This is a genomic window from Streptomyces bicolor (assembly GCF_000719285.1).
Lineage (GTDB): Bacteria > Actinomycetota > Actinomycetes > Streptomycetales > Streptomycetaceae > Streptomyces > Streptomyces bicolor.
Map to the genome: position 1 here is coordinate 85,292 of NZ_JOFS01000026.1, position 22,626 is coordinate 107,917.

At 70.6% G+C, this 22,626-nt stretch carries 19 protein-coding genes; 11 read left to right on the forward strand and 8 right to left on the reverse strand.

The genetic code is table 11. The features are described 5' to 3' along the window. The first annotated feature begins 130 nt into the window (after window positions 1–130). On the forward strand, window positions 131–1,705 hold the full coding sequence (locus IF78_RS0129770) for an alkaline phosphatase D family protein (RefSeq protein ID WP_031485973.1): 1,575 nt from the start codon (window positions 131–133) through the stop codon (window positions 1,703–1,705). Between the two features lie 183 nt (window positions 1,706–1,888). Continuing rightward, window positions 1,889–3,301, forward strand: coding sequence for a GNAT family N-acetyltransferase (locus IF78_RS0129775; RefSeq protein ID WP_051828266.1), 1,413 nt, complete (start codon window positions 1,889–1,891; stop codon window positions 3,299–3,301). Here the strand turns inward: IF78_RS0129775 and IF78_RS0129780 are convergent. Then, window positions 3,251–4,537 carry a trans-sulfuration enzyme family protein gene (locus tag IF78_RS0129780; RefSeq protein WP_234439907.1) on the reverse strand — a complete coding sequence of 429 codons (1,287 nt, stop codon included), beginning with the start codon at window positions 4,535–4,537 and terminating at the stop codon, window positions 3,251–3,253. The two genes, IF78_RS0129775 and IF78_RS0129780, sit on opposite strands and share 51 nt — an antisense overlap. Window positions 4,538–4,630: 93 nt before the next feature. Here IF78_RS0129780 and IF78_RS0129785 point away from each other — a divergent pair, with 93 nt between their 5' ends. After that, window positions 4,631–5,137, forward strand: coding sequence for an Lrp/AsnC family transcriptional regulator (locus tag IF78_RS0129785; protein WP_031485976.1), 507 nt, complete (start codon window positions 4,631–4,633; stop codon window positions 5,135–5,137). A 64-nt stretch (window positions 5,138–5,201) separates the two neighbouring features. After that, window positions 5,202–6,890, forward strand: coding sequence for a DUF885 domain-containing protein (locus tag IF78_RS0129790; protein ID WP_031485977.1), 1,689 nt, complete (start codon window positions 5,202–5,204; stop codon window positions 6,888–6,890). A 27-nt stretch (window positions 6,891–6,917) separates the two neighbouring features. Here IF78_RS0129790 and IF78_RS0129795 read toward each other — a convergent pair whose 3' ends face one another. The 3 genes from IF78_RS0129795 to IF78_RS0129805 all read right to left on the reverse strand — a co-directional run bounded on the left by IF78_RS0129795 (window position 6,918) and on the right by IF78_RS0129805 (window position 8,889). Beyond that, window positions 6,918–7,751, reverse strand: coding sequence for an SDR family oxidoreductase (locus tag IF78_RS0129795; protein WP_031485978.1), 834 nt, complete (start codon window positions 7,749–7,751; stop codon window positions 6,918–6,920). Window positions 7,752–7,830: 79 nt separating this feature from the next. Beyond that, window positions 7,831–8,346, reverse strand: coding sequence for an immunity 21 family protein (locus tag IF78_RS0129800; protein WP_031485979.1), 516 nt, complete (start codon window positions 8,344–8,346; stop codon window positions 7,831–7,833). A gap of 57 nt (window positions 8,347–8,403) precedes the next feature. Then, window positions 8,404–8,889 carry a rhodanese-like domain-containing protein gene (locus IF78_RS0129805; protein WP_031485980.1) on the reverse strand — a complete coding sequence of 162 codons (486 nt, stop codon included), beginning with the start codon at window positions 8,887–8,889 and terminating at the stop codon, window positions 8,404–8,406. A gap of 94 nt (window positions 8,890–8,983) precedes the next feature. Between IF78_RS0129805 and IF78_RS0129810 the strand changes: the two genes are divergently transcribed. Next, window positions 8,984–9,430 (forward strand): Lrp/AsnC family transcriptional regulator, encoded by a 447-nt coding sequence (locus IF78_RS0129810; RefSeq protein ID WP_031485981.1) that lies wholly within the window; start codon window positions 8,984–8,986, stop codon window positions 9,428–9,430. A gap of 1,005 nt (window positions 9,431–10,435) precedes the next feature. Here the strand turns inward: IF78_RS0129810 and IF78_RS0129815 are convergent. Beyond that, window positions 10,436–11,440 carry a hypothetical protein gene (locus tag IF78_RS0129815; protein ID WP_031485982.1) on the reverse strand — a complete coding sequence of 335 codons (1,005 nt, stop codon included), beginning with the start codon at window positions 11,438–11,440 and terminating at the stop codon, window positions 10,436–10,438. 138 nt (window positions 11,441–11,578) lie between these two features. On the opposite strand from IF78_RS0129815, the gene IF78_RS43990 reads away from it, so the two are divergent. The 6 genes from IF78_RS43990 (at window position 11,579) to IF78_RS50495 (ending at window position 16,693) form a co-directional block, all read left to right on the forward strand. Continuing rightward, entirely contained in the window at window positions 11,579–12,010 is a 432-nt protein-coding gene (locus IF78_RS43990; RefSeq protein WP_107050035.1) for a transposase family protein, read from the forward strand. Window positions 12,011–12,312: 302 nt separating this feature from the next. After that, window positions 12,313–13,767 (forward strand): RNB domain-containing ribonuclease, encoded by a 1,455-nt coding sequence (locus tag IF78_RS0129825; RefSeq protein WP_031485983.1) that lies wholly within the window; start codon window positions 12,313–12,315, stop codon window positions 13,765–13,767. A gap of 51 nt (window positions 13,768–13,818) precedes the next feature. Then, window positions 13,819–14,580, forward strand: coding sequence for a transposase family protein (locus tag IF78_RS0129830; protein ID WP_107050036.1), 762 nt, complete (start codon window positions 13,819–13,821; stop codon window positions 14,578–14,580). A gap of 691 nt (window positions 14,581–15,271) precedes the next feature. Then, window positions 15,272–15,607 carry a DUF4190 domain-containing protein gene (locus tag IF78_RS46600; RefSeq protein ID WP_158751533.1) on the forward strand — a complete coding sequence of 112 codons (336 nt, stop codon included), beginning with the start codon at window positions 15,272–15,274 and terminating at the stop codon, window positions 15,605–15,607. A gap of 181 nt (window positions 15,608–15,788) precedes the next feature. Further along, window positions 15,789–16,151, forward strand: coding sequence for a DUF4282 domain-containing protein (locus IF78_RS50940; RefSeq protein WP_369122758.1), 363 nt, complete (start codon window positions 15,789–15,791; stop codon window positions 16,149–16,151). 413 nt (window positions 16,152–16,564) lie between these two features. After that, window positions 16,565–16,693 carry a hypothetical protein gene (locus IF78_RS50495; protein ID WP_267882980.1) on the forward strand — a complete coding sequence of 43 codons (129 nt, stop codon included), beginning with the start codon at window positions 16,565–16,567 and terminating at the stop codon, window positions 16,691–16,693. Window positions 16,694–16,894: 201 nt separating this feature from the next. Here IF78_RS50495 and IF78_RS0129845 read toward each other — a convergent pair whose 3' ends face one another. The 3 genes from IF78_RS0129845 to IF78_RS0129855 all read right to left on the reverse strand — a co-directional run bounded on the left by IF78_RS0129845 (window position 16,895) and on the right by IF78_RS0129855 (window position 22,536). Next, entirely contained in the window at window positions 16,895–20,086 is a 3,192-nt protein-coding gene (locus tag IF78_RS0129845; protein WP_031485985.1) for an AAA family ATPase, read from the reverse strand. Then, complete coding sequence (locus IF78_RS0129850) at window positions 20,083–21,246, reverse strand: exonuclease SbcCD subunit D (protein WP_031485986.1); 1,164 nt, start codon at window positions 21,244–21,246, stop codon at window positions 20,083–20,085. The genes IF78_RS0129845 and IF78_RS0129850 overlap by 4 nt, the downstream gene beginning before the upstream one ends. 135 nt (window positions 21,247–21,381) lie before the next feature. Continuing rightward, window positions 21,382–22,536: an FUSC family protein gene (locus IF78_RS0129855; protein ID WP_051828268.1), complete on the reverse strand. Its 1,155-nt coding sequence runs from the start codon at window positions 22,534–22,536 to the stop codon at window positions 21,382–21,384. Window positions 22,537–22,626: the final 90 nt, after the last annotated feature.

Sequence of the window (22,626 nt, forward strand, 5' to 3'; positions counted from 1 at the left end):
TGTCTCCCGCGTGACTCGCAAGTTCCCTTGCGGATGCGGTCAGTTGTTCACTTGTGGTTTCCGTGTGCGCTGCGGCGCACCAGTAGTTGTGGCACTGCACACTGGCCGGATCCCGCCCCTGGAGGCCTCCATGTCCCACCGTCCGTTCCCGGGCCGCCGCAGCGTCCTGCGCGGCTCGCTCGCCGCGTCGGCGGCCCTGACCCTGCCCACCGCCCTCGGCTCGGCACCCGCCTTCACCCTCTCGGGGCGTCCCAGGGCGGGCTGGGGCGTGCAGACGGGAGACGTGACCTGCGACTCGGGGCTGGTGTGGGTGCGCTCCGACCGTCCGGCCCGGATGATCGTCGAGACGTCCGCCACCGAGTCGTTCCGGGGCGCGCGCAGATGGCACGGCCCGCTGCTCGGCGCGGACACCGACTTCACCGGCACGACCCGGCTGCGCGGCCTGCCGTCCGGCGAGCAGATCCACTACCGCGTGCTGCTCGCCGACCCGGACGACCCGCGCCGCACCGGCGAGCCGGTCACCGGCACGTTCCGTACGGCCTCCGCGCGCCGGCGCGACGGCGTGCGTTTCGTGTGGTCGGGCGACCTGGCCGGACAGGGCTGGGGCATCAACCCGGACTTCGGCGGCTACAAGATCTACAACGCGATGGCCGCACTGGACCCGGACTTCTTCATCTGCAGCGGCGACAACATCTACGCCGACGGCCCGATCTCGGCCTCCGTCACCCTGCCCGACGGCAGCACCTGGCGGAACATCACCACCGAGGAGAAGTCGAAGGTCGCCGAGACCCTGGCCGAGTTCCGCGGCAACTTCCGCTACAACCTGCTGGACGACAACCTCAAGCGGTTCAACGCACAGGTCCCCTCGATCATCCAGTGGGACGACCACGAGGTGACCAACAACTGGTACCCCGGCGAGATCCTCGGCGACACCCGCTACACGGAGAAGAACGTCGACGTCCTGGCCGCACGCGCCCGGCAGGCGTTCTCGGAGTACTACCCGATCTCGACCCTGCGCCGCCCGGACGGGCGGGTCTACCGCGTGGTCAACCACGGTCCGCTGCTGGACGTGTTCGTCCTGGACATGCGCACCTACCGCAACGCCAACTCGCCGGACAACCAGGCCACCGACGCGCAGGGCATCCTCGGCGCCGAGCAGCTGAACTGGCTCAAGCGCGAGCTGTCCCGCTCGCGGGCGGCGTGGAAGGTGATCGCCTCCGACATGCCGCTCGGCCTTGTGGTGCCGGACACCGGCGACGGCAAGCCGAACATCGAGGCCGTCGCGCAGGGCGACCCCGGTGCTCCGCTGGGACGGGAACTGCAGATCGCCGAGCTGCTCCGGTTCATCAAGCACCGCCGGATCACCGGCACGGTCTGGCTGACCGCCGACGTGCACTACACCTCGGCCCAGCACTACCAGCCGTCGCGGGCGGCCTTCACCGACTTCGAGCCGTTCTGGGAGTTCGTCTCCGGCCCGCTCAACGCGGGCGCGTTCCCGGCGAACACCCTGGACAACACCTTCGGTCCGGAGCGGGTGTTCCTCAAGGCGCCGACGACGGCCAACGTCTCGCCCGCCGGCGGCTACCAGTTCTTCGGCGAGGTCGACATCGACGGCGACAGCGGCGAGCTGACGGTGCGACTGCGCGAGTCCGACGGCACCGTGCTGTTCACACAGGTCCTGCAGCCGGGCCGGGTCGGTCAGTAACTCCCGTAGCCTGTAACCGTGCCGCGCACCGGTGTCGTCCCCCGGTGCGCGGACCGCGGCAGAGAGGGACGGAGCGCGACAGCGGGGATCGCAAACCAGACATAAGGGCTCTTTACCGCCCGGTCACAAAGCGTTCGTGATCACGCAACACCCTTCCTTCACAGTGGGTGCATGAGTCGAGACATGTCTGATGTGACGCGTGCGAAGCACGGACGTCCTGTACACCACTGGCGGCGCGACGTCATCGAGCTCGCCGCGCTCTTCACGGCGGTGGCGGTTGCCGACGCCGTGGCCAACATGATCGGGCACGGGCCCGACGGACCGGCGCTGCTGCTGGTCTCGGCGGCCCTGCTGGTCGCCACCGTGGGGTTCCACACATGGTGGGCACGCCGCCACGGTCACGCACCGCCGACAGGCGATACCGGTGCCCGGCCGCGCTCCGAGGAGCAGGCCGGGCCGTCGGACCAGTCGGGGGAGTCGGCCGCGACGGTGTCCGAGGACGGTGTCCTGTGGCGGATGCGGACGACGGTGAAGGACGAACCGGGGTCACTGGCCGCGCTGTGCACGGCACTCGCCGACCTGCGGGTCGACATCCTGAGCCTGCAGACGCATCCGCTGGCCGACGGCACGGTGGACGAGTTCCTGCTGCGGGCGCCCGGCCGGCTCGCGGCGGCGGAGATCACCCGAGCGGTGTCGGTGGCCGACGGCGCGGGCACCTGGATCGAGCGGGCCGACGCCCATGACCTGGTGGACGCGCCGACCCGGGTGCTGGGCCTCGCCACCCGCACCGCCCTGGACGCGGCGGAACTACCACTGGCGCTGCGGCAGTTGCTGGGCCGGTGCACCATCCGGTCACTGCCCGCCGTCCCGGCCGGAGGCGGCCGGGGGCCGGAGCCGGTGCCCACGGAAGGCGTTCTCGAGGACACCGTGATGCGGCTGCGTGCGCCGGAGGGTGGAGTGATCACTGTGGAGCGGCCGTATCTGCCGTTCACCCCGACCGAGTTCGCGCGGGCGCGGGCGCTGGTGGAACTGGACGCCCGGCTCGGCCCGCGCGTGCCGCGCAGCCAGGACGTGCTGACGCTGCCCGAGGGCAACGACATCACCGTGCGCCGGGCGGACACCGGTGACCACGCCGCCGCCAAGGAGATGCACGAGCGCTGCTCGGCGCGGACGCTGGGGATGCGCTATCACGGGCCGGTCGGCGACGCGGACCGGTATCTGAACCACCTGCTCAGCCCCCGGTTCGGCCGCACGCTCGCCGTGCAGACCGCGTCGGGGCGCATCGTCGGCCTCGGCCACCTGCTGTGGGACGGTGACGAGACGGAGGTGGCGCTCCTCATCGAGGACGCGTGGCAGCGGCGTGGGATCGGTACGGAGTTGCTGCGCAGGCTGGTGGGGATGGCGGTCCAGGCGCGCTGCGAGAGTGTGTACGCCGTGACTCAGTCGTCCAACACCGGGATGGTCGCGGCGATGCGAGGGCTGGGGCTCCCCCTCGACTATCAGATCGAGGAGGGAACCTTGGTCATCACGGCCCGGCTGGACGCCTCACTGGTTGCGCCGGAGGACGGAGTGAGGGTCAGGACGGAAGCGCCGTAGGGACTGTGGTGCGGCCGGCCGCTGCGGGTTCGCCGTGGCTGGTCGCGCCCCGCGGCGGAGCCGCATGTCGATACGGCCCCGCGCCCCTTCGGGGCGCCCCAGCGCCCGGTCCAGATCCGCCCACAGGTCCTCCACGTCCTCCAGACCCACCGACATCCGCAACAACCGGTCGCTCACCCCCGCACCTCGGCGGTCGTCCTCCCCCACGATCCGATGGCTGATGGACGCCGGGTGCTGGATGAGGGTGTCGACGCTGCCGAGGCTGACGGCGGGGGTGATCAGGCGGACGCCGGCGATGACCTCGTGCGGGTCGCCCTGGATCTCGAAGGCGATCATCGCGCCGCCGATGCGCGGATAGTGGACGCGGGCGACGCGCGGGTCGGCGGCGAGGCGGCCGGCCAGTTCGGCTGCGGTCGCGGAGGCGGCGCGGACCCTTACCGGCAGGGTGGACAGGCCGCGCAGCAGCAGGTATCCGGCCAGCGGGTGCAGGACGCCGCCCGTGGCGAACCTGATCTGCCGCAGCCCTCCGGCGAGCTCCTCGTCGCACGCGACGACGCCGGCCATGACGTCCCCGTGCCCGCCGAGGTACTTGGTCGCGCTGTGCAGCACCAGCCGTGCGCCCTGTTCGGCGGGGCGCTGGAGCACCGGCGTGGCGAAGGTGTTGTCCGCGAGCAGCGGGACGGAGCCGCAGGCGTGGGCCACCGCCCGCAGGTCCACCTCGGCGAGCGTGGGATTGGCCGGGGACTCGACCATGACCAGGCCGGTGTCGGGGCGCAGCGCCTCCGCGATGCCGGCCGGGTCCGTCCAGGTCACCTCCGAGCCGAGAAGTCCGGCGGTCAGCAGGTGGTCGCTGCAGCCGTACAGGGGGCGTACGGCGACGACGTGCCGCAGGCCCATCGAGGCCCGTACCAGGAGAACCGCGCTCAGCGCCGCCATCCCGCTGGCGAAGGCGACCGCGGCCTCGGTGCCCTCCAGCCGGGCCAGGGCCGTCTCGAAGCGGGCGACGGTCGGGTTGCCGAGGCGCCCGTACACGGGCGGGCCGTCCGGCTCCGCGCCGGTCGCCGCGAACGCGTCGATGCGGGCGGCCTCGCCGCGGCTGTCGTGGGAGGGGTAGGTGGTGGACAGATCTATCGGCGGGGCGTGCAGCCCTTGCCGGGCCAGGTCGTCGCGGCCGGCGTGGACGGCCTCGGTGGCGAGTGCTCTGGGGGCGGTACGTATGTCGTCATACCCGTGCATGCCGTCGTATGCCTCTCTGCTCGCTGGATCCATGAGCGGAAGAGTGAACATCGACCGGGGGTCCGCGGGCACATACCGTGCTACGTTCGGCCAATGGCCGAATCCGTCGTACTGGACCCGGTCGATCTGCATCTGCTGCGGCTTCTGCAGAACGACGCCCGGGCCACCTACCGCGACCTCGCCGCGCAGGTGGGCGTGGCGCCGTCGACGTGTCTGGACCGGGTGACCCGGCTGCGCCGCTCGGGCGTGATCCTCGGTCATCAGCTCCGGCTGGATCCGGCCAAGCTGGGCCGCGGGCTTCAGGCGCTGCTTTCCGTTCAGGTCAGGCCGCATCGGCGGGAGCTGGTGGGGCCGTTCGTGGAGCGGATCCGGGCGTTGCCGGAGTCGCTGACCGTCTTCCATCTCACCGGGCCGGACGACTATCTCGTGCATGTCGCGGTGGCGGACATGGCGGATCTGCAGCGGCTGGTGCTGGACGAGTTCACGTCCCGGCGGGAAGTGGCGCGGGTGGAGACCCGGTTGATCTTCCAGCAGTGGGACTGCGGACCGCTGCTGCCACGCGACGCTCCGGGAAGCACGCCCTCAGCGAAATCAGGCTGACTTGGGACAAGGCCCGGTCAAACCGGGCTGACGTGGCAGCGGTCGCCGTATGAGGATGGACCGCATGTCAGAGACCAAGAGCCCGCTGCCCCGTGAGGTCGCCGACGCGTATGTCGACGAGCTCATCGCCCTCGACCCGTTCACCGGTACCTATCTCGGCGTGAAGGAGAGTTCGGGCAGGCTCCCCGACCTCTCGCCCGCGGGCCAGGAGGCGCTCGCGCGGCTCCAGCGGGCCACCCTCGCCCGGCTCGACGAGGCCGAACGCCTGCCCGGCGCGGACAGTGACATCGAGCGCCGGTGCGCGCGCCTGCTGCGCGAGCGGCTGACGGCGGAACTCGCCGTGCACGACGCGGACGAGGGTCTGCGGACGGTCGGCAACATGGCCACGCCCGCGCACTCGGTACGCGAGATCTTCACCGTCACGCCGAACCAGACCGACGAGGACTGGGCGGCGATCGCCGAGCGGCTGCGCGCGGTACCGGCCGCGTACGCGGGCTACCGTGAGTCGCTCGCGCTGGGGCTGGAGCGCAAGCTGTACGCGGCCCCGCGTCCGACCGCCACCTTCGTCGAGCAGCTCACCGAATGGGCGGACACCGGTGAGGGCCGCGGCTGGTTCGAGGACTTCGCGTCGGACGGCCCCGAGTCGTTGCGCGCTGAGCTGGACGAGGCCGCCCGTGGCGCGACGGCCGCCGTGCTGGAGCTGCGGGACTGGCTGCGCGATGTGTACACGCCGGCGATCGAGGGCGCGCCCAACACGGTGGGCCGCGAGCGCTACGCCCGCTGGGCCCGCTACTTCAACGGCATCGATCTCGACCTGGACGAGGCGTACGCCTACGGTTGGTCCGAGTACCACCGGCTGCTCGGCGAGATGAAGAAGGAGGCCGAGAAGATCCTGCCGGGCGCCGCGACGCCATGGGTGGCGCTGGCGCACCTCGACGAGCACGGCAAGCACATCGAGGGCGTCGACGAGGTCCGCGAGTGGCTCCAGGGCCTGATGGACGAGGCGATCGAGAAGCTGGACGGCACGCACTTCGAACTCGCCGAGCCCGTGCGGAAGGTGGAGTCGTGCATCGCCCCGCCCGGTGGTGCCGCGGCGCCGTACTACACGGGCCCTTCGGAGGACTTCTCGCGTCCGGGCCGCACCTGGCTGCCGACGATGGGCCAGACCCGCTTCCCGGTCTACGACCTGGTCTCGACCTGGTACCACGAGGGCGTGCCGGGCCATCACCTCCAGCTCGCGCAGTGGACGTACATCGCCGGGAGCCTCTCCCGCTACCAGGCCACCATCGGCATGGTGAGCGCCAACGCCGAGGGCTGGGCTCTGTACGCGGAGCGGCTCATGGACGAGCTGGGCTTCCTCACCGACCCGGAGCAGCGGCTCGGTTACCTCGACGCGCAGATGATGCGGGCGGCCCGGGTCATCGTCGACATCGGCATGCACCTGGAGCTGGAGATCCCGGCCGACTCCCCGTTCCACCCGGGCGAGCGCTGGACTCCGGAGCTGGCCCAGGAGTTCTTCGGCGCGCACAGCAGCCGTCCGGCGGACTTCGTGGAGAGCGAGCTGACCCGGTATCTGACGATTCCGGGCCAGGCCATCGGCTACAAGCTCGGCGAACGGGCGTGGCTGCTCGGCCGCGACAGGGCGCGCGAGCGGCGGGGCGACGCCTTCGACCTCAAGGCGTGGCACATGGCGGCCCTGTCCCAGGGTTCGCTGGGCCTGGACGACCTGGTGGACGAGCTGGCCCGGCTCTGACCAGGCGCGCTCACCCGGCGCCCTGCCTCAACGCCGGAACCCGCCCTCGGAGTTGATGACCTCACCGGTGATCCAGCCCGCCTCGTCCGTCGCCAGCCAGGCGATCAGGCGGGCCGGGTCGTCGGGCATGCCCCACTGGCCGGCCGGGAAGCGGGCCGCCACGGCCTCGTACGCCTCGCCGGTCAGGTAGTCCGTGTCCACGGGGCCGGGGTTGACGGTGTTCACCGTGATCCCCTGTTCGGCGAGCGTGGTGGACAGGGACCGGGTGATCGAGGCGAGGGCGCCCTTCTGGAGGGCGTAGGCGATCTCGCCGGGCATGCCGCCCGCGATGTCCTGGCCGGACGTCATCATCACGACGCGGCCGCCGGGGCCGGCCGGCCTCAGCCGGGCGTGGGCCTGGACGAGCAGCAGCACCGAGCGGGTGTCGACCGCCCAGTGCTGGTCGAGCATCGCGGCGTCGATCTGGTCGAGGGTGCCGTCGGAGCCGCTGACCGCGTGGTTGGCGACCAGGATGTCGAGCCGTCCGCCCAGAGCCGCGGCGGCCGTGGCGATCAGTTCGGCGGGTGCGGCCGGGTCGGAGAGGTTACCGGGACCCGCGAGGACCTGGCCATCGGGGTCGCCGAGCGCCTCACGCACGGAGGCGACGACGTCCTCGGGACGGTCGGCCCCCCAGGGCATGGCGGCGTCATGCGGCACATGGTGATGCAGATAGACGCTCGCCCCGTACGCGGCGAGCCGCCGGGCCACGGCATGTCCGATGCCGGCACGTCTGCTGGCCCCGGTCACCAGGGCGGTGCGCCCGCGCAGGGGCAGGGGGTCGCGGCGCAGGGCTTCGGGGGCGGGGTGCGGGAGTCGGGGCATGGCAGATCATGATGGCGAACGGCCGGGTGTAGGCGCACCCGGTTATCGGGTCATGCTGCCGGCCCGCGAACTCCGCGGGTCAGTGCGGCAGCCGTCTGAGTTGCACGAGCCCCAGCCAGGTCTCCGGCCCGGGCTGCACCTGGGCGGCGCGGACCGCGTACGCCCCCGGCTCCAGGTCCACCCGCAGATGCTCGGTCCGTTCCGTCTCCCGTCCCGGCCAGGCCGAGTCGAACAGGACCACCGCTCCCGGCACCTTCCAGCGCACCTCCTGGGCCCAGTCCGCCGTGGCCAGGGCGGCCGGAACCCGGGCCAGCACCTCCTCCTCCGAGTCGGCCGCGCACCACCGTACGAAGATGGCGTGGTCGGGCAGGTACGAGGTGGACGCGGGCTCGTCACCGAACACCAGCGCCGCGCTGTCCCCGACGGGCAGGAGCCCCACGAACCCGTCGACCTCGCAGGCCCGGTCGTAGTCGGACGCCGTCTCGTCGCCGTCGGCGCCCGCCCAGAACGGCAGCACCGTCTCCGGCACCGCTATCAGGGGGCCGCCGCCCGACTCCACCCACTCCACCGCGCCCGGTTCCGCGTATCGCACCATGGCAGCAGAACCTACACGCACACGGACCTCACAGGTTCACCGTGACCGACTCCCGCCTCAGCAACCGCAGTTGTCCGACGCCAGCGGCGCGGTCAGCGGGTCGACGGGGGCGCTCTTACGGCGCTGCCAGGTCTCGTACTCGAAGCCCTCGCGTGCCCAGTACTCGAAGCCGCCGAGCATCTCCTTGACCTGGTAACCGAGTTCGGCGAGGGCGAGTGCGGCGCGGGTCGCGCCGTTGCAGCCCGGGCCCCAGCAGTACGTCACGACGGGCACGGACTTGTCGAGGAGCTGCTCGGCCTGCTCGGGAATGAGCGCGGTGGGGAGGTGGATCGCGCCCGGGATGTGGCCCTGGTCCCAGGACTCGGTGGAACGGGAGTCCACGACGACGAACCCGGGGTCGCCGCCGGAGGCGAGGGCGGCGGCGACGTCGGAGACGTCCGCGTGGAAGGCGAGGCTCGCCCGGAAGTAGGCGGCGGCCTCGGCCGGGGCGGCGGGGGCGACGCGGAGGACGGGGTTGGCGGTGGTGGCTGCGGTAATCGTCATGATCAGAAATCTACGGCCGGTGCTCCAGCCACTGAAGGGACGATCCCCGGCACTCGGCTTGATCTGCCGGGGAATCACCTGCTACTTCTCCCCCATGACCGCGTTTTCCCCGGACGCCACCGACTGGCGCATCCTCGACGTCCTCCAGCGTGAAGGCCGCGCCAGCTTCGCCGAGTTGGCCCGTGCCGTCTCCATGTCCGCGAGCGCGGTCACGGAACGGGTGCGGCGGCTCGAGGATGCGGGCGTCATCCAGGGCTACGCGGCGGTGGTCGACCCCGAGCGGCTGGGGCTGCCGATCCTGGCCTTCGTGCGCCTCCGGTACCCCAACGGCAACTACAAGCCCTTCCACGACCTGGTCGCCGCCACGCCGGAGATCCTGGAGGCCCACCACGTCACCGGCGACGACTGCTTCGTCATCAAGGTCGCGGCGCGCTCGATGCGGCACCTGGAGGTCGTGTCCGGCAAGATCGGCACGCTGGGTTCGGTGACGACGAGTGTCGTCTACTCGTCACCACTGCCCCGCCGGGCGCTTGGACAGTGAGTCCCCCCGTAACGGGGGTACGAAGAGCCCCTCGGAGTGGTCTCCGAGGGGCTTCATTACGCGGGGTGGGCGACTGCGGGAGTCTGCCTCGGCCGCAGTGGCTTGCTGATCGCTGGGCTTTTCGACGCTGTTGCGGCGCGGCACCAGGTGAACGGGGGCGTTGGCGGCTGCTTGCTCGAACTGTGGCGGCAGGCTGGTCGTGGAGGCGGATGAGTGGGAGGCCGATGCGTTGGATGTCCGCAGGCGACTGATGTGATCGAGGACGAGCAGTAGCAGCCGACCGGGCTTGTCCACCCTGCGGTGGGTGCGCAGATCAGCGGCCGTCAGATTGCGGTGATGTGGCCGGTTGCGCGACTGCCGGTAAGAAGCCGAGCTGCCGACCCTGGCCACCGGGGCCTTGGCCCCGCTCGCCGCGCGTCGCATCCGGGTGGAGAAGGACGACCGGCGCCAACTGGCGAGCGTGGTCAGGCCGGTGACGGTCACCCGGTGCGCGCTGCACGCCCTGGGGCCTGCCCAACTGCTATACGGCCGCCCAGGCGCTGGGGTTGCCGCGCGAGGGGCACAGCCTGGGACTGCGTCGACGGCGCCCCAGGGGCGATCGGACGCCGCTGCGGGACGCGAGCGGTCGGCAAACACCAGGCCGAACAACTCGTGCGGGCGCCCGCGGTGGACATATCTGCCTTCCGGACCGCCCGCGCCCATGCTCCGGCGGCGAACACGCGCTGCTGGTGCTCAGTGTCGACGTCAAGGTGGATCGTGATGCTTCCGGGTCACAATGCGGAAGGCGACACGCAAGGCAACACAGCGCGCGACCCGCACTTCCGCACCCGTCTGTCCGCCGGGGAGGAGACCTGCCGCAAGCGGATGGCCACGCTGGCCGCCGCCTCGTCGGGGCGAGTCCCGACGAGGACTCCGTACGCGCCCACCCCCACGGCTGACTGTCACGCCGAGCCCCTCCCGGACGGCTCCGGGAGGGGCTCGGTACAGTCCGGCACAGTCGGCCGCCTACTGGCCGCCGCCGAGTTGCTGCTCCAGATTGCGGACCCGCTGCACCACACCCGGCTTGACCCGGCGACTCTCCAGGGTCCGGGCGAGACCGCCCACCAGCTGCGCGGCGGGCTCGCTCTTGCCCTGCTGGTCGAGCGACCGGGCGATGTGCTCGATGTTGCGGGTCAGACGGATGTGGCCGAACGTCTCGGCGGCGGCGTTCAGGTCTCCGTACGCCTGCTCGGCGCGCTGCCACCCCGACTCGGTGTCGGCCGTCGTGAGGTCCACGCGCGGGCCCATGGCGTCGCCACCACCCTGCATGACCTTGCCAGGGACGGTCTCCGCCAGTGCCAGGCAGGCGGCGGCGTGCTTGGCGACGGCCTCGTCGGGAATTCGGTCCACGACCTCGCGCAGCACGTCGTTGGCTCCGTACAGCACCCGGCTTCCGCCCAGCGCCAGCACGCGTCCCACGGTGTCCGTGCAGACGTCGTCCGCCAGTCGCTCTTGTTCACGGCTGGCCGGGTGCTCCACCCGGAGCGTGAGCGGCACGGCCATGACCTGTCCTGCCGGGGTGCCGGCGACGGAGGCCGCTGCTCCGCCGGTGGTCGTGCGCAGCGCGGCGTACACGCGGTACGTGCCCGGTTCGGCGATCTGCCAGCCGCCGAGTCCGGAGCTGAGGGGGATCTGCTCGTAGAGTGCCTCACCGGGCTGCAGCACGACGGGTTCGGGACGCATGCAGTACTTCATGTACGGGCGGTGCATCCGCGCCTCGGTCTCCCCCTCGCGCTGGATGACGATGCCGAGGTCGTCGCCCATCAGCTTGTTGCGGTCGACCATCACCGGGTCGGTGGAGGTGTTGGCCAGCTTCAGCTCGCCGATCACCGGCTCGAGCATGCCGTAGCGATACGCGCCCTCGTGGTCGGGATTGCGGCTGACGCGGAGCGAAAGCGTCAGGGGGCTGGGGGCGGAGTACTGGCGGACCTGCTCGAAGGCGTGGTGGTCGAACCAGGGGATGTTGCCCATCTGGACGAACCGCTCGGTGCGTGCCGCAGGAAGCGCAGCTCGATGGCACGGAGATCCGTGTGCGACGCCCGGCCGCAGGCCGCAAGGACCGGGACAAGTTCGTCTCCGGCAAGAGCAAGCAGAACGCCCGTGAAGGCCATGGTCCTCACGGACGACGAAGGGCGGCTGCTGTACTGCAGCCCGGTCCGGCCGGGCAGTTGCGCCGACATCGCCCAGGCCCGGCAGCTGGGACGGGTCAAGCTCCTGGCCGACGGCCCGTTCATGGAGATCCTCGCGGACGCCGGCTATCAGGGCATGGGCGCGCAGACCGGCGGACGGGTGGTGACACCGCCCCGTCGCAAGTTCAAGAAGAACGCCCCCGCCTGGTACGAAGAGCTGCACGAGCTCCAGCGCAAAGCACACGCTTCACGGCGTATCCGCGTCGAGCATGGCATCGCGCACTTGAAGAACTGGCGGGCTCTTGCCCGCCATCTTGGCCGTCACGCGCACATGAGCGACATCGTCCAAGCCGTCGCTGGACTGCTCTCACACCAGCAGAACGCCGCTCTCCCCCGCGGCGTTCAAGCGTGACCACTGTCAGGACCGCAACTGTCGACGAGCCACGGCCAACCGTGCACGAGGTCCGTAAGGGCTGTCCCGTAAATCCCCGGTGGATCAACGCGCGGCATCAGATGCGGTGCATCGCAAGGCGGAGGGTCTCGTCCTCATGCTGGGCATGTTCGGGCGATCCGACAACGCGGCGAGGTGCCGTAGCTGTCGTCGCGCGCCCTCCGGCGGTGTCCCCTCCCGTGCTGCCGCCGTCGCCCCGGTCCACTCCGCCGCCCGGCCCCGCTCGCCGCGCCGGTTCGTGACCGCCGCCCTACGCTCGGGGCATGCAACGCCGCCCGATGCACATGTCTGCCGAGGCCCAGGCCGCTCTGCGCACCGCGCTGGAGGAACTCCGCGCGGAGCTGAAGGTCCCCCTGCGCTTCCCCAAGCGCGTACTAAAAGCGGCCGACAAGGCCACGGGTGAGGCGCGCTTGCCCGACAAGGACGCCACCCACCTGCCGTTCTTCACGATCGATCCGCCGACCTCGAAGGACCTCGACCAGGCCATGCACCTGGAACGGCGGCCCGGTGGCGGCTACCGCGTGTACTACGCCATCGCGGACGTGGCGACCTTCGTCAGGGCGGGCAGCCCTCTGGACATCGAGGCGCACGACAGGATCGAAACGCTGTACTTCCCCGACCTCAAGGTGCCCCTGCACCCGCCCGTCCTCTCCGAGGGCGCGGCCAGCCTGCTGCCGAACAAGGACCGCCCCGCCCTGTTGTGGCAGCACGACCTCGACGCCCACGGCAATCTGACCGACTCGTCCGTGAGCCGGGCCATGATCCGAAGTCGGGCCCAGCTCGACTACGCCGGCGCCCAGCAGGCCATCGAGAACGGCACCGCGGAGGAGTCCCTCGCCCTGCTGCGCGAGATCGGCGAGCTGCGGGAGGCCGTCGAAATCGCGCGCGGCGGCATCTCGGTGAATCTGCCGGACCAGGAGGTCACCCTCGAGGACGGATCGTTCCGGCTGCGCTACGTGGCGACGCTGCCGGTCGAGGGCTGGAACGAGCAGATCTCCCTCATGACCGGGATGTCCGCGGCCCAGATCATGCTCGACACGGGTACCGGCATCCTGCGGACCCAAAAGGAGCAGGCCGATCAGAACGTGATCAAGCGCCTGCACGACATCGCGAAGGCCCTGGGCATCGTCTGGCGGCCCGGCATCTCGTACGCCACGCTGGTCCGCAAGCTCGATCCCCAGAACCAGCAGCACATGGCCTTCCTCACTGAGGCCACGAGCACAATGCTCAAGGCGGAGTACACCGTCTTCCGCGACAACCAGAAGCCGGCGTACACGATGCACGCAGCGATCGCGGCCCCGTACACCCATTGCACGGCTCCGCTGCGGCGCCTGGTCGACCGGTACACCGGTGAGCTGTGCGTCATGGCGTGCGCGGACAAGGCCCCGCCGAACTGGGTGCTCGACGCCCTGTCCTGCATCCCGTGCGACACGGCACGGGGGAAGGGCGGCCTGGCGAACCGGCAGACCATGGACCTGGCCGAGGCCGCGGTGCTCAAGGATCGCGTGGGCGAGGTGTTCGACGCCACGGTCATCGACACTGACGCGGAGCGGGGCAGGCCGCGCGAGGGCAAAGTGTTCCTGGCCGACCCCGCCGTGCTGGCCAAGGTCGTCTCGACCAACGGCCTGGATCTCCAGCTCGGATCCAGCATCAGGGCCAGGCTCAAGCAGGCGAACCCCGCCGCGGACGAGGACAAGGTCCTCTTCACCGTGCCCTAAGGGGTGTGTTGCACAAGGCCGTGAGCTGGGCATCTCCCTTGTACGGCCGGAGTGTTAAGGGCTGAGCGGGTGTGGGCGGAGACGTTCACCGGGCTGCGTGTGACGCAGTTTTCGGGTCTGTTGAAGGTGGTCCGGGAGCGGGGCGGCAACGGCACCCTCCGGGGTCGGCCGTGGTCGTTGCCGCTGGCCGAGCGAGTGCTGATGGTCGCGGTGTACTACCGCACCAACCTGACTATGCGGCAGCTGGGCCCGCTGTTCGGCGTCTCCTCGTCCACGGTGTGCCGGGTCATCCAGCGTCTGGGACCGCTGCTCGCGCTCGAACCCGTCTCCCGGCCGGCCGATGCCGCAGACCGGCTTTGGATCGTTGACGGCACGCTGGTCCCGGTCCGCGACCGGAGGGTGGGCGCGTCCTCGCGTAACTACCGGTTCTCGGCGAATGTGCAGGTCATCGTGGACGCGGACACCCGGCTCGTGGTCGCCGCGGCCCGTCCGCTGCCGGGCACCACCGCGGACGAGCACGCCTGGCGTCGCTCCGGCCTGGCAGCGCACTGCGCGGATGTGACGGTGCTCGGTGACGGCGCCTACCTCAACACCGGCCTGATCGTCCCGCACCGCAAACGCTCCGGACGCCCACTGCTCAACGGCGAAGAAGAGGACAACGCGGAGCACCGCAAGGTCCGCGCCCGCGTGGAGCACGTGATCGGACGGATGAAGAACTACAAGATCCTCCGCGACCGCCGGCAGCGCGGCGACGGCCTCCACCACGTCGTACAAGCCGTCGCCCGCATGCACAACCTCGCCCTCGCCGTATGAACCACACACGCCCACAACCCAGCTCAGGCCGCCTGATCACGGCCTTGCGCAACACCCTTTAGCCGCAATGTCATAAGGCTGAATGGGCTGAGATCTGAGGCGGTCACCTGCAGTCCTTCTTCATAGTTCTAGATTGCCGACCAACAGGTTGCCCCAAGGTCACCACTTTGTTGCTCCAGGAACAATTGAGCTTGCAAGTCGCCGGGATGGGGCTCGCACTCACGCTTGGCTCTCAGAGTCTGTCGCACATCGCACATCAGGGGCAATACGACAACTTGAGAGCGCAGCAGCGCCCCTGCGAGCATTTGTTCAGGCTTCACCTTTTCCATCGCAGGACACGTCCGGATCGCACGACTACACTGAACCTGTGGTGTTTCCGGCTAGGTCCGGAAGCGTGAGTGAATCGGCGGCTCGGCGCCATGCAGGATCAGCCTCTTCCACAGGCAGCCGCGCTGGCCGGTGTTGCGGATGGTTCAGCTCAGGACACGCAGAAGCGTCTTCATACTGAGGGAATTTACGGCCAAGATTCAACAGGGCGCCGTGATTACCATCGCCAACAAGGAGGGGGTTTCCTCGTCCTCCGAACTCTGCGAAAGGCGGTCTATTCGGAAGTTGGCGAAGCTGGACATATGTTTGGTGATTCATGGAACGTCGATTTTATACTGCAGAAATAACGGAATCGAGGAGAGTCATGAGCGCCGAGCAGCCGCAGGATCCTCAGTACAGGCCTCCGCAATATCAGCACCCTCCAGAGTACCAGCCGCAACCTAACACCAGCGGCAAGGCGGTGGCCTCCATGGTCACCGGAATCATCTCTCTCGTAGTGCCATTTGTCGGCATCATTACAGGGCCTCTTGCCGTCGTGCTGGCCGCCAGGGCGCGCAGTGAGATTCGACAAAGCGGAGAAAAGGGCGACGGGTTGGCCATCACCGGGCTCGTGACTGGCATCATTGGCTGTGTTGGCTACGGCATATTCGTGCTACTACTCATCATTGGTGCGATTGCCGGTGCAACAGCAGCTGCGTGAAGGCCGGGGTACGGATCGACTACGACTGCCTCAAAGTTGACTGCCCAAGAGGGCCTATTCTGCAACTTGGCGAGGTTTCGAAGTGAGCAGGGACTCGGCTCCAGTTTGGGCCAGCAGGAAGATTCTCACCGAAGAAGCTTGCTCCACATCTGACCCTGGGTTTTTCCGGGACCTATTGGATGTGCGTTTCCGCAGGCTGACCACCCCTCAAATTATTCAGTTCACCTACACTCTCTTCTTGACTCTAAACGCCGTCCTGTCATGTGCTCTAATTGTCGCCGGGGTGGTCGTCGCCGCAATCTGGGACCAGTACATACTCATACCGGCGGCTATTATCGCATGCCCGCTTTACTGCATTTTTTCCACTTTCCTCTTTCGGGTGGTCATGGAACGCATCCTTGTGCTCTTTCGAATTTACGAAGAATACCAGCGGGCCAGTGGGCAGGCCCAGCAGAATGCGCACGTAGGGGTGTCACCGGATATTTGCCGAAATACGGGGAAAGTCGTACCGCTGAGGCCGGGTAAGCCCAAAAAGCCGAGCTAATCTTCTGGTCTGGAATCCCAGTCGACTGCGAATCTTGCCCTCCCGAAGCCTCACATTTCGCGTAGCTCTCAATCTCAGCGGTTTTGGAGGACTCCCTTGGCTATTTCCTCGAACGACGGAGGCGGACGACCGAAGCGGAGCACTGGTACCGGGCGGCCGTTGCCAGCGGCCGACCTTACGCGCGCCGCGGCCTGACTTCGTTACTGATCAAGCAGGAGCGTCTGGAGGAGGCCCCGAAGTGTCTGAGGCAGGAAGCGGAAGCAGGCATCTGGGGAGTCTGGGAGAGCGCCGGATGACTGGCCTACCTTCTCGACAAGCTCGGCCGGGCGGGGGAAGCCGCCGACTGGCGCAGGCGGGCTGAGGCGCCACCCGAGCACGAGGGACCACTCCCACGGGGAACTGGCCCGGAACTGGTGGCAATCACCGCGACGGCGCTCGTCACCACCCCCGTCGTGCCGTTCATCCAGACCCTCGCATCCAAGATCGCCGAGGAGGCATACGGCCAGGCCAGGCAGCTCGTCCGACGCCCGCTGCAGCGGTAACCCCCTGCGGCGAGAGTTCGACCCGAAAGGCTGAAGGCCACGGTGTCCACGGAGTCCACGGACGGATCCTGCACTGTTCGGTGTCCATGCTACGGCTCACGATCGGGCCCAGTGATCACTCGTCGAACGCCCGACATCACTCCTGAAATCTCAGTGGGTATTGCTGAGCCCTGGGATCACGAATTGAAAACGCTCCCTCGCTCAGTGCCCCCACTGCCGCAACACCGACCCCGACCTCCCCTTCACCACCTCCAACTGCGCATGAATCCGCCGCCGCAGATCGGCGACATGGCTGACGATCCCGACGCTGCGGTCCCGCTCGCGCAGTGAGTCCAGGACGTCGAGCACCTCGTCCAGCGTCTGGTCGTCGAGGCTGCCGAAGCCCTCGTCGATGAAGAGCGTGTCGAGGCGGACCCCGCCGGCCTCGTCGGTGACGACGTCCGCGAGGCCGAGGGCGAGGGCGAGCGAGGCGAAGAACGTCTCGCCGCCCGACAGGGTCGCCGTGTCCCGTTCGCGACCGGTCCAGGCATCGACCACATGCAGCCCGAGACCGCTGCGGCCACGGCCCGCGCGGTCGTCGGAGTGGACCAGGGTGTAGCGGCCGGAGGACATGCGCCGCAGCCGAACGGTCGCGGCCGCGGCGACCTGTTCGAGGCGTGCGGCGAGCACGTACGACTCCAGGCGCATCTTGCGTTCGTTGTCCGCCGAGGTGCCCGCCGTGAGCCCGGCGAGGCGGGCCACGCGGTCGTACTCCTCGCGCAGCGGAGCGAGTTGGCGTACGGCGACGGCCGCTCGGGTGGACAGCCGGTCGAGTTCGGTGCAGCGCCGGGCGGCCGCGTCGCGCGCGGAGGCGGCGTCGCGGGCACGCTGGGCGGCGAGGGAAGCGGTGCGCTCCGCGGACTCCACGTCGGCGGTCGGCTGCTGGGCGGCGGCCGCGGTGTCGGCCTCGGCCAGGACGGCGCGTACCGCCGCCTCCTCGGACTGCCAGGCGTCCAGGCGTCGTTGCAGCTCGCGGTGGGCGGTGTCGTCGAGGAGGGCGGCGGCCGCGGCCTGCGGGGTGTCGAAGCCCGCGCGGAAGGCGGCGTCGGCCAGGCGGGCGTCGGCGTCCTTGAGCCGCTGGGCGGTGTCCTCGGCGGCGCGCGCGGTGTCGGCGGCCTCGGTGAGCAGCGCGACCTGGCGCTCCAGTTGCGCGGCCCGTGCGGCCACGCTGTCGGCGGTGCCGCGCGCCTGGGCCAACTCCGTTTCCAGGGCCGTCTTCTCGCGGTCCAGCCGCTCGCGGTGGCCGACCCGGGCGGCGGCCCGGACCGCCGCCTGCTGCTGGGCCGCGGTGCGCTGCTCGTGTTCCGCCTCGGCCCGCCGCAACTCCTCGTGTGCGGCGTGCAGTGCCGAGGCGTCCCTGCGGGCCTGCGTGTACAGCCGCTCCAACTGGTCGGCCTCTTCCGCGAGCCGGCCCGTCGGCAGATCACCGGCCTCGGCGGTGGCGGCGGCCAGGGCTTCCCGTACGACGCCCAGGCGCCGTTCGCTCTCCGTGTGCCGTTCCTCCGCCTGCTGGTAGGCGGCCAGCGCACGCTCCTCCGCCTCCCGGTCGACGTGTCCGGCGTCCTTGCGGGCCGGGGCGGGGTGCTCGGTCGCACCGCAGACGGCACAGGGTGCGCCGTCCTGGAGCTGCGCGGCGAGTTCGGCGGCGATGCCGTTCAGACGCTGTTCCTTGACGTCCAGCCAGTGCGCCTTGGCCTCGAGTGCCTGCTGCTGGGCGTGAGCGGCCTGTTCGGCGGCCGTGTCCGTGTCGCGGGCCAGTTGGTCGCGCAGCCGGGCCGCGGCGAGCCGCTGCCGCGCGGGCTCGCGCTGCACGGCCAGTTGGTCGGCGCGGTGCGCGGCCTCCTGGGCGGACTCGATCCGGGTCTGCAGTCCGGCCCGGGTCGCCTCCCATCCGGCGAGCCAGGCTTCGGCCTCCAGTCGGACCTCGTCGTCCGCCCGTTCCTGACGGTCCAACTGCGCGCGTTCCGCCAGGAGTTCACTCAGCCGTCGCTCACCCCGCCGGGCCGACTCGAGTCCGCCCAGTTCCTCGGCGAACCGCCGCGCGGCGGCCGCCAGCCCGGCGGCGCCGGAGTCGGTGAAGGTGTGCGCGGCCTGGGCAGGCGCGTGCCCTTCGGGGAAGGTGTCCGGTGTCCGGGAGGAGGCGGGCGCCCCGGCGGCCCCGGACCGGTCATCGGCGAGAACGTCCTGCGGCCGGAAGGCCCCTGGCCCGTCCGGTGAATCGCCTCCGGGCCCGGCCCCCGCACCGCCGCCCGGCCCAACTCCCGCACCTCCTCCCCCGAGGGCATCCCGCAGTAGCGCAAGCGCGCGTGCCTGCGCCTCGGCGGCCCGCCGGTGCTCCGCGTCGGCGGCCTCCCGCAGCTCCAGTGCCGGTGCCACAGTCTCCGCCTTGCGGGCCCGCTCCATGCGTGCCTGCGCCTCGCGGTGGGCGTCGGCCCGCTCCTCCAGCAGCCGGGCCCGCGCCTGTGCCTCGGCGAACCGCCGCTGCAGGCGGGCCACCTCGCGTACGTCGGCGAGGGTGCGGTCGGCGGCGGCCTGGGCGGACTCGGCGGCAAGGAGGTGGCAGTGGGCGACGGTCAGCTGTTCGCGCGCGGTGCTGCGGGCGACGGCGGCGGCACCCAGGATGGCCTCGGCCAGCCCCGGCTCGCCCGGTGCCAGCTCCGGCAGCTCCATCACGCTGCCCGCCGCCTGCTGCATGCGGTGCGCGTCGGCCAGCAGCGCGGCGTCGCCGTCCCGCACCTGGGCCTCGGCCGCCCGTCGCCGCTCGGCGAGGCGCTTCTCGACCTCGGCGAAGCGGTGGGTGTCGAAGAGGCGGCCCAGCAGCTTGCCGCGGGCCTCGGCGTCGGCGCGCAGGAAGCGCGCGAAGTCGCCCTGCGGCAGCAGCACGACCTGGCAGAACTGCTCACGGCTCATGCCGAGCAGCTGGGTGATCTCCTCGCCGATCTCCTGGTGCGAGCGGCTGAGGTCCTTCCAGGCCCCGGCCCGCGCGTCGTACTCGCGCAGCCAGCTCTGCGCCTTGTCGAGCGTCGTACCCGAGCCGCGCTTCTTCGGGCGCTCCCAGGGCGGTTGCCGGGTGACCTCCAACCGGCGCCCGGCGACGGTGAGTTCGAGGCGGACCTCGGTGCGTGTGCCGGGCGCGGCGTGGTCGCTGCGCAGGGTCATGCCCTGTCCGCTCTGCCGGGCGCCCGGCACGGAGCCGTAGAGCGCGTAGCAGACGGCGTCCAGGACGGAGGTCTTGCCGGCGCCGGTGGGGCCGTGCAGCAGGAAGAGCCCGGCGGTCGACAGCGCGTCGAAGTCGACGCTCTGGGAACCGCCGAACGGCCCGAACGCCGTCACGTCGAGGCGATGCAGCCTCACCGCGCCACCTCCCGCACCGCCTCGTCGGCCCGCACCGCGTCGAACGCGTCCCGCAGCACGCCCTGTTCGCGCTCGTCCGGCCCGGCCCCGCGCACATGCGCGACGAAGTCCTCCGCGATCTCCTGGTCGCTCCTGCCCGCGAGCCGCCGCGCATAGGACACCTCGGGATCGTCCGGCGCCCGCTCGGGGGCGAAGACGAGGCTGAGGGTGTGCGGGAAGCGCTCGGCGAGTCGGGCCATCGGGTCCGAGGGGCGCACCGCGTCCGTGAGCGTCGCCTCGACCCACGACTCCTCGTGCCTCGCCAGCCCGGGATCGGCGAGCAGTTCCTCCAGCGTTCCCCGGAGTCGGGCGAGCGCGCGCGGCACCGGACAGTCCACGCGCTCCGCGGTGAGCGCGCCGTCGCCGTCCAGGTCGACGAGCCACATGGTCTTGCGGTGACCGGCCTCCGAGAAGGAGTACGGCAGCGGCGAGCCCGAGTAGCGGACCCGGTCGGTGATGGTCTGGCAGCCGTGCAGATGGCCCAGCGCCGCGTAGTCGACGCCGTCGAAGACCCCGGCGGGCACCGCGGCCACCCCGCCGACGGTGATGTCCCGCTCGCTGTCGCTGGCCTCGCCTCCGGTGACGAAGGCGTGCGCGAGGACGACGGACCGGGTGCCCGGCGCGCGCGTCGCCAGGTCCGAGCGGACCCGGCGCATGGCGGCGGCGAGCACGGCCTCGTGGCCCGTCTTCTCCACCCCGAACTCGTCTTTCACCAACGCGGGTTCGAGATACGGCAACCCGTAGAAGGCGACGTCACCGTGGGCATCGGTCAGGATCACCGGCATGCCCGCCGCCGAGGCGTCGGTGCACAGGTGGATGCCCGCACGCTCCATGAGCCCGGCGCCGACGCCCAGTCTGCGCGCGGAGTCGTGGTTCCCGGAGATCATCACCGTCGGCACGCCCAGCTCGGCGAGGCTGTGCAGGGTGTAGTCGAACAGTTCGACCGCGGCGAGCGGCGGCACCGCCCGGTCGTACACGTCTCCCGACACGACCACTGCGTCGACACCCCGCTCGCGCACGGTCGCGACGAGTTGGCGGATGAACTCGTTCTGGGCGTCGAGCATGTTCACCCGGTGGAACGCCCGGCCGAGATGCCAGTCGGAAGTGTGCAGCAGCCTCATGATCCCCGAGACTAACGGCCGGGTCTGACAGCACGAGCGGTTACTCCCGTATCGCCCCGTCATGAACGTTCCCGCACCCGCCCCTTAACGGGTCGACTTGATCCGCTATGCCGTGCATGCCCGATAAGAGATGGTTCAGTGCCTGGCCAACTGGTCGGCCAGCCGGCGCGCCTGCGTGAGCAGTGTGCCGTAGCTCGCCAGCGCGTCGGGGTCGTCGGGCACCGCGGCATGGAGCCGCTGCCGCAGATCGTCCAGAGCGCGGACCATGTCATCGACCACCTCTCGCAGCTCCTGGTCGGCGTGCTGGTCGTGACCGCCCGGGGCGAACCGGCTGCGGGTGTAGAGCTGGATGGCGCGGGCACTGCCCCGCAGGAACTCCGCGTACCGCTCGGTGACCGGCGGTCCCGGGCGCGGTTGCCCGCGTTCGTCCTCGCACGCCTCCAGCAGCGCCCGGGTGACGCCCGCGGTGTGGACGGCCAGGTAGTCGAGCACGGTGACCGCGTCGTCGTAGTCCTGTCCGGGCGGCGAGACGGCGCGGCTGCGGCGCCGGGGATTGGCGCGCAGGCTCTCGCGGCTCCAGCCCACCGCAGCACGGGCCTGCTCCACCAGGCGGTAGAGCCGCAGGGCCCGCTCATGCAGGGAACCCGCCGTTCGGGCATCCCACTCGTCGGCGGCCAGCCGGTCGGCCACCGCGTCCAGGATCTCCTGCGCCTCGTGCGCCGCCTCCTCGAGCGCGGAGCGGGTGCTGCGCAGATAGACCGGAGGCCGGATCAGCGCGTTGACGGCGATGCCCACCACCGCGCCGAAGACCGCCTCCGCGATCCGGGCCGCCGACCCGGCGATCGTGACCGGTCCGCCGGTCAGTACGAACAAGGCACCCGTGGCAGCGTAGACGCCTTGGCTGCCCAGGCGCCGCCAGTTGCCCAGCAGTACCACGGCCGGCAGCACCAGGCCCATCGCCGCCATCGGGGAGTCCAGCATCAGCGCCACGCCGGTGGCCACCACCGTGCCCGTGGCGATCGCCGCCAGTTGCTGCAGCCCGTGCGCGATCGACCGGAACACCGTCGACTCCACCAGGACGACCGCGACCCACGGTGCGACGAAGGCCATCGGCATCTTCAGCCACCAGCCCGCCACCGCCCAGGCCACACAGGCCGCCAGCGCCGCCTTGGCGGCCTGTACCGACAGATCCCGTTCCCGGCCCGGCTGCGTCCATGCCCGCCGAGCCGCCCGTACGGCCGCCCCGACATGGCGCCGAGCACCCTGCACCGTCGCACGTGTCCCCTGCATGACGACCCAGGTGCCACGCCTGCCCCGATGAATGCCGCCCTTCTTCCCGCGACCGGGGCGGAAAAGGTCACACGTCGCCGTACGTCTGTC